The sequence below is a fragment of the Pseudonocardia kunmingensis genome (assembly GCF_006716445.1).
GTDB classification, from domain to species: Bacteria; Actinomycetota; Actinomycetes; order Mycobacteriales; family Pseudonocardiaceae; genus Pseudonocardia; species Pseudonocardia kunmingensis.
This window is the reverse complement of record NZ_VFPA01000002.1, coordinates 183,729-197,365: the sequence shown is the minus strand read 5'-3', so window position 1 is coordinate 197,365 and position 13,637 is coordinate 183,729. Positions and strand designations below refer to the sequence as shown.

Annotated in this window: 11 protein-coding genes; 5 read left to right on the top strand and 6 right to left on the bottom strand. The window is 72.2% G+C overall.

Annotated features, from left to right (window positions below; translation table 11 throughout):
• Window positions 1-33: 33 nt before the first annotated feature.
• From FB558_RS16720 to FB558_RS16695, 6 genes are all read right to left on the bottom strand, one after another.
• Complete coding sequence (locus tag FB558_RS16720; RefSeq protein WP_142054564.1) at window positions 34-939, bottom strand: carbohydrate ABC transporter permease; 906 nt, start codon at window positions 937-939, stop codon at window positions 34-36.
• Window positions 939-1,886, bottom strand: a complete 948-nt coding sequence (locus FB558_RS16715; protein WP_142054562.1) for a carbohydrate ABC transporter permease — start codon at window positions 1,884-1,886, stop codon at window positions 939-941. Before FB558_RS16715 ends, FB558_RS16720 begins: the two co-directional genes overlap by 1 nt.
• On the bottom strand, window positions 1,883-3,157 hold the full coding sequence (locus tag FB558_RS16710) for an ABC transporter substrate-binding protein (protein ID WP_142054560.1): 1,275 nt from the start codon (window positions 3,155-3,157) through the stop codon (window positions 1,883-1,885). The genes FB558_RS16715 and FB558_RS16710 overlap by 4 nt, the downstream gene beginning before the upstream one ends.
• Entirely contained in the window at window positions 3,157-4,761 is a 1,605-nt protein-coding gene (locus FB558_RS16705) for a sulfatase-like hydrolase/transferase (protein ID WP_281288635.1), read from the bottom strand. The genes FB558_RS16710 and FB558_RS16705 overlap by 1 nt, the downstream gene beginning before the upstream one ends.
• A gap of 69 nt (window positions 4,762-4,830) precedes the next feature.
• On the bottom strand, window positions 4,831-5,694 hold the full coding sequence (locus tag FB558_RS16700; protein ID WP_142054556.1) for a DUF559 domain-containing protein: 864 nt from the start codon (window positions 5,692-5,694) through the stop codon (window positions 4,831-4,833).
• A 132-nt stretch (window positions 5,695-5,826) separates the two neighbouring features.
• A complete protein-coding gene (locus tag FB558_RS16695; RefSeq protein WP_211366641.1) occupies window positions 5,827-6,879 on the bottom strand; it encodes a LacI family DNA-binding transcriptional regulator in 1,053 nt (350 codons plus the stop codon).
• A 153-nt stretch (window positions 6,880-7,032) separates the two neighbouring features.
• Here FB558_RS16695 and FB558_RS16690 point away from each other — a divergent pair, with 153 nt between their 5' ends.
• The 5 genes from FB558_RS16690 to FB558_RS16670 are packed head-to-tail and all read left to right on the top strand — an operon-like array spanning window position 7,033 to window position 13,559.
• Complete coding sequence (locus FB558_RS16690) at window positions 7,033-8,490, top strand: ABC transporter substrate-binding protein (protein ID WP_142054554.1); 1,458 nt, start codon at window positions 7,033-7,035, stop codon at window positions 8,488-8,490.
• Entirely contained in the window at window positions 8,487-9,404 is a 918-nt protein-coding gene (locus FB558_RS16685; RefSeq protein ID WP_211366640.1) for a carbohydrate ABC transporter permease, read from the top strand. Before FB558_RS16690 ends, FB558_RS16685 begins: the two co-directional genes overlap by 4 nt.
• Window positions 9,401-10,294, top strand: coding sequence for a carbohydrate ABC transporter permease (locus FB558_RS16680; protein WP_142054552.1), 894 nt, complete (start codon window positions 9,401-9,403; stop codon window positions 10,292-10,294). The genes FB558_RS16685 and FB558_RS16680 overlap by 4 nt, the downstream gene beginning before the upstream one ends.
• A complete protein-coding gene (locus tag FB558_RS16675; protein WP_142054550.1) occupies window positions 10,291-11,718 on the top strand; it encodes a sulfatase family protein in 1,428 nt (475 codons plus the stop codon). The genes FB558_RS16680 and FB558_RS16675 overlap by 4 nt, the downstream gene beginning before the upstream one ends.
• Complete coding sequence (locus FB558_RS16670) at window positions 11,715-13,559, top strand: glycoside hydrolase family 2 protein (protein ID WP_142054548.1); 1,845 nt, start codon at window positions 11,715-11,717, stop codon at window positions 13,557-13,559. Before FB558_RS16675 ends, FB558_RS16670 begins: the two co-directional genes overlap by 4 nt.
• The last annotated feature ends 78 nt before the right edge of the window (window positions 13,560-13,637 follow it).

The window sequence follows — 13,637 nt, the reverse complement described above, 5'->3', positions numbered from 1 at the left end:
GAGCGAACATGCCGCCCAGCGTAGTGGCGGCGCTCACTTGAGTCCCGTGTGCGCCATCCCGGCCACGATCTTGCGCTGGAAGATCACGAACACGGCGACGACGGGGACGAGCGTCACCACGCTCATCGCGAACATCTGCCCCCACTCCGACTGGCCCGAGGCGTCGAGGAACGAGCGCAGCGCCAGCGGCACCGTCAGGTTCTCCGGGCTGGAGAGGTAGATGAGCTGGCTGAAGAAGTCGTTGTAGGTCCAGATGAACGAGAAGATCGCCGTGGTGACCAGCGCGGGCTTCAGCAGCGGCAGCACGATGCGCAGGTAGATCTGGAACGGCCCGCACCCGTCGATGCGCGCCGCCTCGTACAGCTCGCGCGGCAGCCCGCGGATGAACTGCACCATCAGGAACACGAAGAACGCGTCGGTGGCGAGGAACTTCGGCACCACCAGCGGCAGGAACGTGTCGATCCAGCCGAGGTCCCGGAAGATCGCGTACTGCGCGATCAGGGTGACGTGGTGCGGCAGCATGATCGTGGCGAGCATCAGCGCGAAGAACGCCCCGCTCCCGATGAAGCGCATCCGGGCGAACGCGTACGCCGCCAGCGAGCAGGACACGAGGTTGCCGATCACCACACCGGCGCACACGAGCAGCGAGTTCAGCAGGTAGACCCAGAACGGCAGGCCCGGCCCGTCCCAGCCGTCGGCGTAGTTCGTGAGGACGGGCGCCACGGGCACCAGCGACGAGGACGTGAAGATCTCGGACTGCGTCTTGAACGAGCTGGAGAGCATCCACAGCACCGGGTACAGCATCACGAAGGCGCCCAGCGCGAGCCCCGCGTGGGCGAGCACCCGGCCGCGGCGCCGGCGCGCCGGCGCGGTCGGCGCGGGCTCCCGCGGCGCCGTAGGCCCCGCGTCCACCGTGGCGATCTCGGAGATCGAGGTCATCAGCGCAGCCCTCCCGGCTCGTCCTCGGAGTACACCCAGTACCGGCGAAGCAGGAAGTTCAGCCCGGTCAGCACGCCGATGATCAGCAGCAGCACCCACGCGAGCGCGGCCGCGTAGCCCATCTCGAAGCTGCCGAACGCCCGTTGGTAGAGGTAGAGCGTGTAGAACAGCGTGGAGTCCGACGGCCCGCCGCTGCCGCCGGAGACGATGAAGGCCGGCGTGAACGCCTGGAACGCCCCGATCGTCTGCAGCACCAGGTTGAAGAAGATGATCGGCGACAGCAGTGGCAGCGTGATGCGCACGAACCGCTGGAGCGCGTTCGCCCCGTCGATCGTCGCGGCCTCGTAGACGTCGTCGGGGATCTGGCGCAGCCCCGCGAGGAAGATGACCATCGGCGCCCCGAACTGCCAGACGCGCAGCACCACGAGCGTCAGCAGCGAGTACTCCGGGGACGACACCCAGCCCGGCCCCTCGATGCCGACGAGCGCGAGCACGTCGTTGACCAGCCCGTCCCGGCCGAAGATCTGGCGCCACAGGATCGCGACGGCCACGCTGCCGCCCAGCAGGCTGGGCAGGTAGTAGATCGCCCGGTAGGTGGCCAGCCCGCGCAGTCCCCGGTTGAGCACGACCGCGACGAGCAGCGCGAACACCAGCTCCAGCGGCACCGACAGCGCCACGTAGACGAACGTCACGCGCAGCGAGGTGTGGAAGCGCTCGTCGGACAGCAGCCGCGCGTAGTTGTCCCACCCGGCCCACCGCGGGTCGCCCAGCAGCGAGTAGTCGGTGAAGGAGTAGTACAGCGAGAGCAGCATCGGGCCGAGCGTGATGCCGAGCATCCCGACGATCCACGGGGCGAGGAACGCGTACGCGGGGAGGCTCCTGCGCAGCCGGGTGACCGGTCCGTCGACGTGCACCCCTTCGCCGTGCACCGCTGCGGCGGCCGTCATGACGACAGGACGCGGTCGGCCTCGTCGGCGAAGTCCGCGGCGGCACGCGCCGGGTCGGACTGCCCGAAGCCGACCTCCTCATTGACCCGCTGGAACGTCGCCTGCAGCTCGCCGTAGCCCTGCGGCCAGGCCGCCGGGGACGGGCCGACCTGCCCGCTGACCGACTCCACGAACGCGACGGCCCTGCCGGCGGCGGAGCCCTGGTCGGCCGCCAGCCGGTCGCGCGCGCGGGCCGACGGCGGGATCCCCAGCGTGACCCCGATGGCGTCGATCGCCCGGTCGTCGTTGACCAGGAAGTCGATCACCTGGGCCGCCCGCTCCGCGCCACCGGTCTCGGACGAGACGCACCAGAAGTCGAGCGCCTTGGCGAACTGGCCCGAGAGCGTCCCGTCGGCCCCGGCCGGGATGGCGACGACGTCCAGCGGATCCTGCATCAGCTGCTGGTAGAACGTCACCTGCTGCACCCAGCCGAACTGGACCGGCGAGCGGCCGGCCACCAGCGTCGAGGTCTCGAAGGTCCGCGACTCGGCGCTGATGTCGGCGGGCGGCGCGGCGCCGTCGCGACGCAGGCCGTCCCAGAAGGTGAACCACTCCTCGAGCACGTCGCGTCCCGCTCCCAGCGCGCCGTCCGCGGTGAAGGTGTCGGTGCCGTGCTGGCGCGCGAAGACGTCGAAGATCTCCAGGTTGCCGCCGGCGTCGAAGGTGCCGAAGCGGCCGTCGCCCGCTGCGGCGGCGAAGGAACGGGCGAGCTGGGCGAACTGCTCCCACGTCCACCCCGACTGCGGCACCGCGAGGCCGAGCGCCTCGATCTGCGCCCGGTTGACGAACGCCGCCTGGGTGATCGTGCTCTGCCCGATCCCGTAGGTGCTGCCCTCGACCGTGCCGCTCCCCGCCACGGCCGGGTCGAGGTCCCCGACCCGGATCCCGGCCTCCCCCAGGTCGAGCAGCGCGCCGCGCTTCGCGTACTCGGTGAAGTAGCTCATCGACATCCGGAACACGTCCGGCGCCTGCCCGCCCGCGGCCTGCGTCGCGAGCTTGTCCCAGTAGTCGTTGAAGGCCGCCTTCTCGCTGGCGAGCTGCGCGTCCGGGTGGTCACCGGAGAACACGGCGAGCGCCTTGTCCAGCGCCTCGTGCACGGGCGCCCCGCCGTACCAGGCCACCCGCAGACCCGAGCTCGAGCCGCCGGTGCCGCAGCCGCTGACGGCCGTGGCGGCGAGCAGGGCGGCACCCAGCCCGAGGAACCCCCGCCGGTCGATCACGTTTCCGTTCATCAGTGCTCCCTGCTTCCCGTCGTCGTCGAGGGGTGGGCCGGGGTGGCCCAGCGCCAGTTGTGGGGGGCGGTCTTGGCGCGGTACGCGCCGGTGGGGAGGTCGTCGGCGACGCGCACCGTCCAGCGCACGAGCCGCACGAGCAGCGCGTCGCGGACCTCGGCGAACTCCGGGTCCTCGAAGCGGTTGTCCAGCTCCGCGGGGTCGGCGTCGAGGTCGTAGAGCTCGCCCCTGCCCTCGCCGTCCATCAGCAGCTTGTGCCGGCCGAGGCGCACCATCCGCTGGCCGCCGCTCTGGGTCACCGAGTTCAGCTCGTCGAAGGTGGCGCCCTCGTAGGGGAAGTGCAGCGGCGGGCGCTCGTCGTCGCCGTAGGGGACGCCGCCGTAGCCGAGCTCGGCGTAGACGGAGTCGAACTCCCCCGGCGGCGGGTCCTCCCCCGCCAGCAGCGGCGCGAGGCTGCGGCCCTGCACGCCCTCGGGCACCGGCGCGCCGGCCAGCGCGCACAGCGTCGGCAGCACGTCGACCATGGACACCAGCTCGGAGCGGCGCTGCGCGGCGATGCCGGGGCCGGTGAACTGCAATGGGATCCGCACGAGGCACTCCGGCATCCCGGCGCCCTTGCGCTGCAGGCCGTACTCGCCGACGTAGTCACCGTGGTCGGCGAGGAACACGATCACGGTGTTCTCCGCCCGCGGCCCGAGGTGCTCGACGAGCCGGCGGATCTGGTCGTCCAGCAGGCGGAGCATCCCCAGGTAGTTGGCGCGGTAGCGGCGCCAGCCCGCGTCGTAGCCGGGCCGCTTCTGCTCGGTCAGCTCCCGCAGCCACCGGTACTTCCCGGACTTGCGCTCGATCGCCTCGGGGCCGGCGAGCCGGTCGGGGACCTCGTCCTCGCCGAAGAGGCTGAAGTAGGGCTCCGGGACCTGGTAGGGGTTGTGCGGCTCGGGGAACGACGCCCACAGGAACACCGGACGGTCGGGGTCGGCCTCGTCCAGCGCCTCGACCGCTCCGGACGCGATGCGGTAGGGCAGCTGGCACTCCAGCGGGAACGGCGTCGGCTCAGGGTGCACGCCGTGGTCGAGCTCCCGCAGCCAGGCGTCGAACGCGGACTCCTCCTCGCTGCGGCCGTCCTCCGGACCGTGGGTGTGCATGAAGGGCCCGCGGAACGAGTCGAAGTCGTCCGGGCCGCGGTGCATGTGCGGCTTGCCGACGAAGTGCGTGCTGTAGCCGGCCTTGCGGACGACGTCGAGCATGTCCTCGGCGAACGTCGCGGCCGTCGGCACGCTGTTCTGCCGCACCCGGTGCGCCGTGGGGAAGCGCCCGGTCAGCAGGCTCGTGCGTGCGGGCACGCAGGCCGGGTAGCTCGTGTACGCGCCCGGGAACGCCGTGCCCCGCGCCGCGAGCGAGTCGACGAACGGCATCGTGTCGAGCCCGAGGCCGCCGGCCGCGGTGAAGTCGGCGCGCTGCTGGTCGGTCATGATCAACAGGATGTTCGGGGGCGTCGAGCGCTCCGGGACTGACAACGTCGTCTCCGCATCGTGGGCCGAACCGGTCGCCGCGAGTTCTAGCAGCAATTTACAGCGCTGTAAACCTACGCGGTCCCTCGGCACGGGATGCACCGACGGGTGAACGGAACACCAGCGCTCTCCGGGCACGGTCCGCGAGCGCTGGTGTTCCGCTCACCCGAGCGCGCGGGTGATGTCGGCGATGATGCGGTCAGGCTCGTGGCGGATCTCGTACTTCGTGTACCGGAAGATCCGCCAGCCCCGGGCCACGAGGCGCGTGTAGCGCACGATGTCGCGGAGCACCCCGTCCCGCGACGTGTGCTCCTCGCCCTCGTACTCGATCGCGATCAACGCGTCGGGGTAGGCGAGGTCGAGCCACATCGCGGTGCGAGCCTGCGGGTCCTGCACCACCCACTGCACCTGCGGCCGCGGCAGGCCCGCACGGACCAGGAGCAGACGCAACCGCGACTCCATCGGCGAGCCGGAGTACGGGTTGGCGTGCGCGAGGACCTGCGCGATCCGGGTGTTGCCGCGGGCGCGGGGGTAGTGGACGGCGAAGTTCAGCAGCAGGTCGGGAGCGAATCGGTGCACGTTGGCGAGCCGGTCGACCGCGACCACAGCCTCCACCAGGTCGAGGCGGCGGGCCAGGTCGTAGGCCGTGCGCAGCGGGCTCGTCAGCCGAACCTCTCCGACCTGCCACAGCTCGCCCTCCGCCACCTGGTCCCGGTGCACGAGCAGTCCCGGGTGCCCGCGCCGGCGGCCATGCAGGAGGGTCACCTCCGCGGGTGCTCCGAACGGCGCGCAGGACGCCCCGAGCAGCTCGGCGGCCGAGTACCCGGACACCACGCCCCGCCCGGCGACGAGCAGCGCCGCCGCCCGGGACCGCAGCGCGAGCGTCGGCGCCTCCTCCCCGGCCACGGCGTAGACGTCCGGGAAGATCCGCACGAACCGCCGCCCCCGCAGCGCCCCCTCCGCGACCAGCCCCGCCGCAACGGCCTCCGACCCGCGGAACACTTCCGGCCACCCCGCAACCCCCATGCCGCACAGGCTCCACCGCGGCACCCCTCCCGCGAGGCCGTTTCGCACAACTCGACGGGTGAACGGAACACCAGCGTTCTCCGGGCAAGATCCACGAGCGCTGGTGTTCCGTTCACCCGTTGCGGCCGCAAGCTAGTGGCGGGACCCGTCCGGACGGCCGCCGGTCGACTCCCGCACCACCAGCCGGTGCTCGATCACGGTGCGCCCGGCGCCCTGCGCGCGCGAGCCGTCGAGCCGGCCGACCAGGATGTCCAGCGCGGCACGGGCGATGCGCTGCCGGTCGAGGTGCACGGACGTCAGCGTCGGATTGGCGTAGGCGGCCTCGGCGACGTCGTCGAACCCGACCACGGCGACGTCGTCGGGTACGCGCACGCCCCGCAACCGCAGCGCGTGCATCACGCCGATCGCCAGCATGTCGTTGAAGCAGAACACCGCGTCGGGCGTCCGCGGGGCCGCGAGGAGCTGCGCGGCGGCCTCTACGCCCTGCTGGCGCTGCAGGTGCCGCGTGCGCACGATCATGCCCTCGTCGGACAGCCCGGCGGCGGCCATCGCCGCCCGGTAGCCGTGCAGCCGCAGCGACCCGGTGCTCGTCCCGTCGTCCAGTGGGGCGCCGACCGTGGCGATTCGGCGCCGCCCCAGCTCCAGGAGGTGCTCGGTGGCCTCGCGCGCCGCGGCGACGTTGTCGATGACGACGTGGTCGACGGACGCGGGCAGTTCCCGCTCGCCGAGCAGCACCATCGGGATGCTGCGCGCCGCGGCCGCGATGCTGGCGGGATCCATCGCGAGCGGGCTCAGGACGAGGCCGTCGATCTCGTGGTGGCGCAACCGGCGGGCGATGAGCGCTTCGCGGTCCTCGTCGCCGTGCGTCTCGTCGATCAGGATCGTGAGCCCGCGCTCGTCCGCGGCGTCGGTGAGGTGACTGGCCAGCTCCGCGAAGTACGGCGACCACAGGTTCGGCACCGCGAGCGCGATCACACCCGTGCGGCCCGTGCGCAGCGTCCGGGCGGCCGAGTTGGGCACGTAGCCGAGCAGGGCGACCGCGCGCTCGACCTTCGCGCGCAGCTCGGGCGACACGGGCTCGTAGCCGCCGAGCACGTTCGAGACCGACTTCTGCGAGACCCCGGCGACGCGGGCGACGTCGACCATCCGAGGTCGCGCGGACGGCGCGCCGCGATCGACGTCCATCTGACTCCCCTCCGGCAGGCACGCAGCGTACCCGATCCTTTACATCGTAGTAGGGCCCTGGCGACGCCAGGACCAGTAGCTCTTTACATCGACTTCTACTTCGTAGTAAACCTTCGGCCGCATGTTCGACGACCGGGATGAGGCAGGTAGACCGTGAGCAGTCCGCGAAGAACGCTGTCCCGACGCGGGTTCCTGCGTTCGGCAGGCCTCCTCGGGACGGCCGCGCTCGCCGGGTGCAGCACCGCACCGTCGGCGGACGGGGAAGGCGGTGGCGCCACGGGCATGCCGGGCGCGCTGCGCTGGTGGGACCACTTCGCGCCGCTCGAGTCGCTGCAGGGCACCACGTTCGACCGGTTCGCCCAGGGCGGCGGGCCGCCCGTCGAGTACACGGTCTACAACCCCAACGAGCAGGCGCAGGCGCTGCAGCTCGCGTTCGGCAGCCGCCAGCTGCCCGACGTCTTCTCGCTCGCCGGGCTCTCCGTCCCGCCGTCGCTGCTGCACGAGCAGGGCTGGTTCGCTCCGCTCACCACGGCGGACGCGATCCGCGCCGGGTTGCCCGACGGCATTGTGACCGAGGGCATGCACACCTTCGACGGCGCGCTGTACTCGTTCCCGATCTTCAGCCCGCGCCAGTACGAGACGCTGGTCTGGTTCGACCGCGACCAGCTCGCGCGGGCGGGCCTCGACCCGGAGGCGCCGCCCGCGTCGTGGGACGATCTGCGCGCGGCCGCGCGGGCCGTGCAGCGCAGCGGGGTGGCGTCGGGGATCGTGCTGCCGCTGCAGTTCCCCGACCGGCTGGCCGCCTTCGTCCTCGAGCTGGCCCAGACCGCGGGCTTCCCCGGTACCCGCGGCAACGGGCTCGACGGCGTCGACCTCACCACCGGGGAGATCCGCTTCCACGACGACGCGTTCGTGGCGGCGATCGAGTTCCTGCTGTCCTTCGCCCGCGACGACACGATGTTCCTGGCCAGCACCTCGCTGGACGCGCGGTCGGCGCGGGTGCGCTGGGCCGCACAGGGCGGCGCGTTCTTCCTCGACGGCCCCTACAACGCCGGCGTGCTGGCCGAGAAGTTCCCGCAGGTCCTCGGGCGGATCGGGGTGGGCCCCATCCCCACGCCGGACGGGCGGGCGCCGGTGCTGACCCGGCCCCCCAACGACGGCACGTTCTGGGTGTCGGCCCAGTCCGGCGCGGCGGAGGACGCCTCCGCCCTGCTCGAGCTGTTCGTGAGCGGTGACTACCAGCGCGGGCTGGCCGCGGCGATGGACCAGCCGCCGCTCGACCTCGGCGTCGTCGCCGGCTCCGACGCGCACCCGACGTACAAGCGCTGCATCCGGATGTTCGGCGAGCAGGTCTTCCTCGGCCCGGCCGTCACCGCCCGCAACCCGCGGGTGGCCCAGGTCCTCGCGGCGAGGAAGTCGGTGGAGCCGGATCTCGGGGAGATCGTCCAGGGCATCGCGAGCGGGCAGATCACGGATGTGCGCGGGCGGCTGCGGCAGCTGTCGGACGAGTCGGCGGCCGCCCGCGACGCCGCCATCACCGAGGTCGGCGGCGTCAGCGCGGAGGACTGGGCCTTCCCCGGCTGGCGGCGCGGAGAGGACTACGCCACATGACCACCATGACGCACCGGGGCGGGCGGCTGTGGCAGGCCCGCTGGCCCTACCTCTTCCTGCTCCCGACGGCCGTGCTCTACGGCCTCTACACGCTGTGGCCGATCGCCGCGAGCTGGTGGTACTCGTTCCTGTCCTGGAGCGGGTTCGAGGGCGAGAAGACGTTCGTCGGCCTGGCGAACTACCGCGAGGTGCTCGCGGACCCGCTGTTCTGGAACTCGTTCGGGATCACGATGCTGTTCATGGTCGTGACCGTCCCGCTGCGGGTGATGCTCGGCCTGGCGATCGCGCTGCTGCTCAACCACCCGCGCCTGCCGTTCCAGCGGCTGTTCCGCACCGCGTTCTTCCTGCCGGTGGTGACGACCACGGCCATCGTCGGCGTGGTCATGCAGTTCGTCTTCGACCCCTCCGACGGCCCGGTGGCCGAGGTGCTTCAGGGCGCGGGCGCGCCCGGGGTGGACTTCCTCGGCTCGCCGGACGCCGCGCTCTGGACCGTGATGGCCGTGCACACGTGGAAGTGGGTGGGGGTGACGATGATCTACTGGCTGGCCGCGCTGCAGACCGTGCCGCGCGACGTGCTCGAGGCCGCCCAGGTGGACGGCGCCTCGGGGTGGCAGTCCTTCCGGCACGTGACGGTGCCGATGCTGATCCCGTTCTTCGTCATCATCACGCTGCTCACGATCGAGCAGAACCTGCAGATCTTCGACCTGGTGATGACCATGACGGGCGGCGGCCCGTTCTACGCCACCGAGGTCATCGAGCTCTACATCTACCGCTGGGCGTTCGCCGCCACCGTCCCCGAGCTCGGTGTCGCCTCCGCCGCCGCGGTGGTGCTGGGCCTGGTCCTGCTCGTCGTCGGGATCGGGCAACTGGTCGGGGTGCGGGCGGCCCGGCGCAAGGCAGGAGGGGACGCATGACCGCGACCGACATCCGACCGCGCGAGGCGCGAGCGCAACAGGCCCGCCCGGTGCGCGGCCGCACCCGGCGCAGCCCGCTGCTGTGGCTGGTCACACTCCTGCTGATCAGCTTCGCGGCGGTGTGGATCTACCCCTTCGTGTGGGTGCTCTCGGCGTCGGTGAAGGGCCAGCTGGAGGTCTTCTCCGCGGGCCTTTCGCTGCTGCCCGAGGCGTTCCGCTGGGAGAACTACGCCCGCGCGTGGGTGGACGCGGACTTCGGCACGTACATGCTCAACACGATCCTGGTCACGGCGTTCACGGTGGCGATCGTCGTGGTCCGGTGCGCGATGGCCGGGTACGTGCTGGCGCGCTACTCGTTCCTCGGGCGGAAGTTCGTGGTCGCGGTGCTGGTCGGCACGCTGTTCGTGCCCGCCGGGTACACGATCATCCCCGTCGTCGAGCTCACGCAGCGGCTGGGCCTGCTCAACTCGCTGACCGGCATGGTCATCGCACTGGCCGGTGGCGGGCACGTCGCCGCGGTGCTGCTCTACATGGGCTACTTCCGCGGGATCCCCCGCGAGCTGGAGGAGGCCGCCGTGATCGACGGCGCCGGCTTCGGCACGGTGTTCTTCCGCGTGATGCTGCCGCTGGCCGGGCCCGTGACGGCCACCGTCGTCGTGCTGACCTTCCTCGCCACCTGGAACGCGTTCCTGCTCCCGCTGGTGTTCACGTTCAGCAGGCCGGAACTGCGGACGCTGGCCGTCGGGATGCAGGCGTTCGTCGGGGAGAACTCGGTGGACTGGCCGGGCATGGCCGCCGCCGCGACGCTGTCCCTGCTCCCCATCGTCGCCCTGTTCCTGTTCCTGCAGCGCTACTTCTTCGAAGGGATCGCCGGAGCCGTGAAGTCGTGACCACCCCGAACGTCCTGTTGATCTGCACCGACCAGCAGCGCTTCGACGCGCTGGGGGCGTCGGGCAACCCGCACATCGCCACGCCGAACCTGGACCGCCTCGCCGCCGAGGGCGTGCTGTTCGAGAACTGCTACGTGCAGAACCCGGTGTGTGCGCCGTCGCGGGCCACCCTGATGACCGGGCGCTACGTCTCCACCCACGGCCTGCACGCCAACGGGGTGGACATCGACCCCGGCGAGGAGATGTTCACGAAGCTGCTCGCGGGCGGCGGCTACGACTGCGGGCTGGTCGGCAAGTTTCACCTCGGCGCCTGCTTCGCCGGACGCTCCGAGCCGCGCCTCGACGACGGCTTCCGGGTGTTCCGGTGGGCGCACGACCCCTACCCCGGGTCGTCGGAGAACGCCTACCACCGGTGGCTGCGCGCCGCGCACCCCGACCTGTACGCACAGGCGCGCGCCGGCTCGGTCGGCTGGGACAGCCTGCCCACCGAGGCGCACTACAGCCGCTGGATCGGCGACGAGACGATCGAGTTCCTGCGCGCCGGGCGACAGGACGGGAAGCCGTTCTTCTTCGTCGCCAACTTCTTCGACCCGCACCACGGGTTCGGCGCGCCGCCGGAGTACCGGGAGCGCTACGACGCGGCCGCGCTGCCGCCGCGGGTGGGCGCCGAGGGTGAGCTGGCGTCGAAGCCCGCGGTGTTCACCGACGCCTCGAAGGGCTCCTACGCGGGGCACGCGCGCGGCTTCGCCGACTACACCGACGACGAGCTCGACGAGGTCCGCGCCGCCTACTACGCCATGGTCACGCTGGTCGACGACGAGGTGGGGCGCATCCTCGACGCCCTGGAGGCCGAAGGGCTGGCCGAGGACACCGTCGTGGTGTTCACCAGCGACCACGGCGAGATGCTCGGCGACCACCAGCTGATGCTCAAGGGCCCGTTCCACTACGACTGCGCGGTCCGGGTGCCGCTGATCGTGCGCTGGCCGGGCCGGTTCGCGCCGGCCCGGCGCACCGAGCTGGTGCAGTGGGTCGACCTGGCGCCGACGTTCCTCGACCTCGCCGGCGTCGCGCCGTCGCCGCGGCACCAGGGCGCGAGCCTGCGCGGCCTGCTCATCGGCGAGGACACCGCGTGGCGGGACTGGGCGCTGTGCCAGTACCGCGACAGCGGGCACGCCTACGACCCGCCGGTCCACGCGACGATGCTGCGCCACGACCGCTGGAAGCTCGTCGTGCACCACGGCGCGCCGGCGAGCAGGCGCGAGCGCACCGGCGAGCTCTACGACCTGGAGTCCGACCCCGACGAGCTGGTGAACCGGTGGGCCGACCCCGGCCACCGCGACGTCCGGGTCGAGCTGCAGGAACTGCTGATCGACGTCCTCGTGGGCGTCGAGGACCGCAGCCGGCCCCGGCTGGCGCACTGGTGAACGGAGAGAACGTGCACGAGGACTACCCGCGTCCCCAGCTCGTCCGGCCGGAGTGGCAGGACCTGTGCGGGGAGTGGAGCTTCGCCTTCGACGACGCCGACGCCGGGCGCGGCGCGGGCTGGGCGACGGCGCAGGAGCCGTTCGACCGGACGATCATGGTGCCCTATCCCTACGAGTCGGAGCTGTCCGGGATCGGCGACCCGAGCCCGCGACCGGTCGTGTGGTACCGCCGGGAGGTCGAGATCGCCCCGCCCGGCCCGGGGCAGCGGGTGCTGCTGCACTTCGGGGCCGTCGACCACACCGCGCAGGTCTGGGTCAACGGCGTGCACCTGGGCGGGCACGAGGGCGGGCACACCCCGTTCTCGTTCGACGTCACCGACGCGCTGGTGCCGGGGTCCACGCAGGTGGTCGTCGTCCGCGCCGAGGACCACGCCGACGACGTCACCCAGCCCCGCGGCAAGCAGGACTGGCTCGACGAGCCGCACGGCATCTTCTACAAGCGCACCACCGGGATCTGGCAGCCGGTGTGGGCGGAGGTCGTGCCCGACCTGCACGTCGCCGAGCTGCACTGGACGCCGGACGTCCCGGGCGCCGCCGTCACCTGCGAGGTGGCGCTGTCCCGCCGGCCCGACCGGCCCGTGCGGCTGCGGGTGCGCCTCTGCCTGGGCGAGGAGGAGCTCGCCGAGCACACGGTGCGGATCCGCGACGCGCACTCCCGCTTCGCCATCAGCATCCCGGCGGCGCGCCACGACATGCACCACGGCAGGCTGCTGTGGTCGCCCGAGCGCCCGACGCTGGTCGACGCCGACGTCGAGGTGCTGGACGAGGGCGGGGCGGCGTTCGACCGCGTCGGCTCCTACTTCGGGTTCCGCAGCGCCGGTGTGCAGGACGGCCGGTTCGTGCTCAACGGGCAGCCGACGTTCCTGCGGCTCGCCCTGGAGCAGGGCTACTGGCCGCAGTCGCACCTCGCCGCCCCGGACGCCGCCGCGCTGCGCCGCGAGGCCGAGCTGGTCAAGGAGCTGGGTTTCAACGGGATCCGGATCCACCAGAAGGTGGAGGACCCGCGGTTCCTGGCCTGGTGCGACCGCATCGGCCTGCTGGTGTGGGACGAGATGCCCAGCGCGTTCGAGTTCGCCCCGCGCACCGTGGAGCGGACCGTGCGCGAGTGGATGGAGGTGGTGCGCCGCGACCGCAGCCACCCCTGCGTGGTCACCTGGGTGCCGATGAACGAGAGCTGGGGCGTGTGGCACCTGGCCGAGGTGGCCGAGCAGCGCCACCTCCCCACCGCGCTGTACCACCTCACCAAGAGCCTCGACGGCTCCCGCCCCGTGATCTCCAACGACGGCTGGGAGATCACCGAGACCGACATCTGGGGTGTGCACGACTACGCCCCGCACGGGGAGTCGCTGCGCGAGCGCTACGACGGCCCCGACGCGGTCGCCCGGGTGCTGGACGACCGCAGGCCCGGGCGCAAGAAGGTGGTGCTCGGCGACCCCGTCGTCCGCGGGCTGCCCGTGGTGCTCACCGAGTTCGGCGGGCTGAGCTACGCGCCCGCCGCCGGCGAGAAGTGGTTCGGCTACGGCACCGTCGGCTCGGCCGAGGAGCTCACCGAGCGGCTGCGCGGCCTCGTCGACGCCGTGCTCGACAACCCCGAGCTGGCCGGCTTCTGCTACACCCAGCTGACCGACACCGAGCAGGAGCGCAACGGGCTGCTCACCGAGGACCGCGCACCGAAGCTGCCGGTCGCGGTGATCCGGGAGATCCTCACCCGCCCGTCGGCGGCGGTGCCGCCCGAGGCGGTCGAGGCGAACCGCCGGGCGGCGCGCGGCACCGCGGGCTAGGCCGAAGGCCCGAACCGACGCCTTGCGCCCCGCGCTTGCTGCCTGGTCTACTCCGCGACCAGGCAGCAAGGGCGGAGC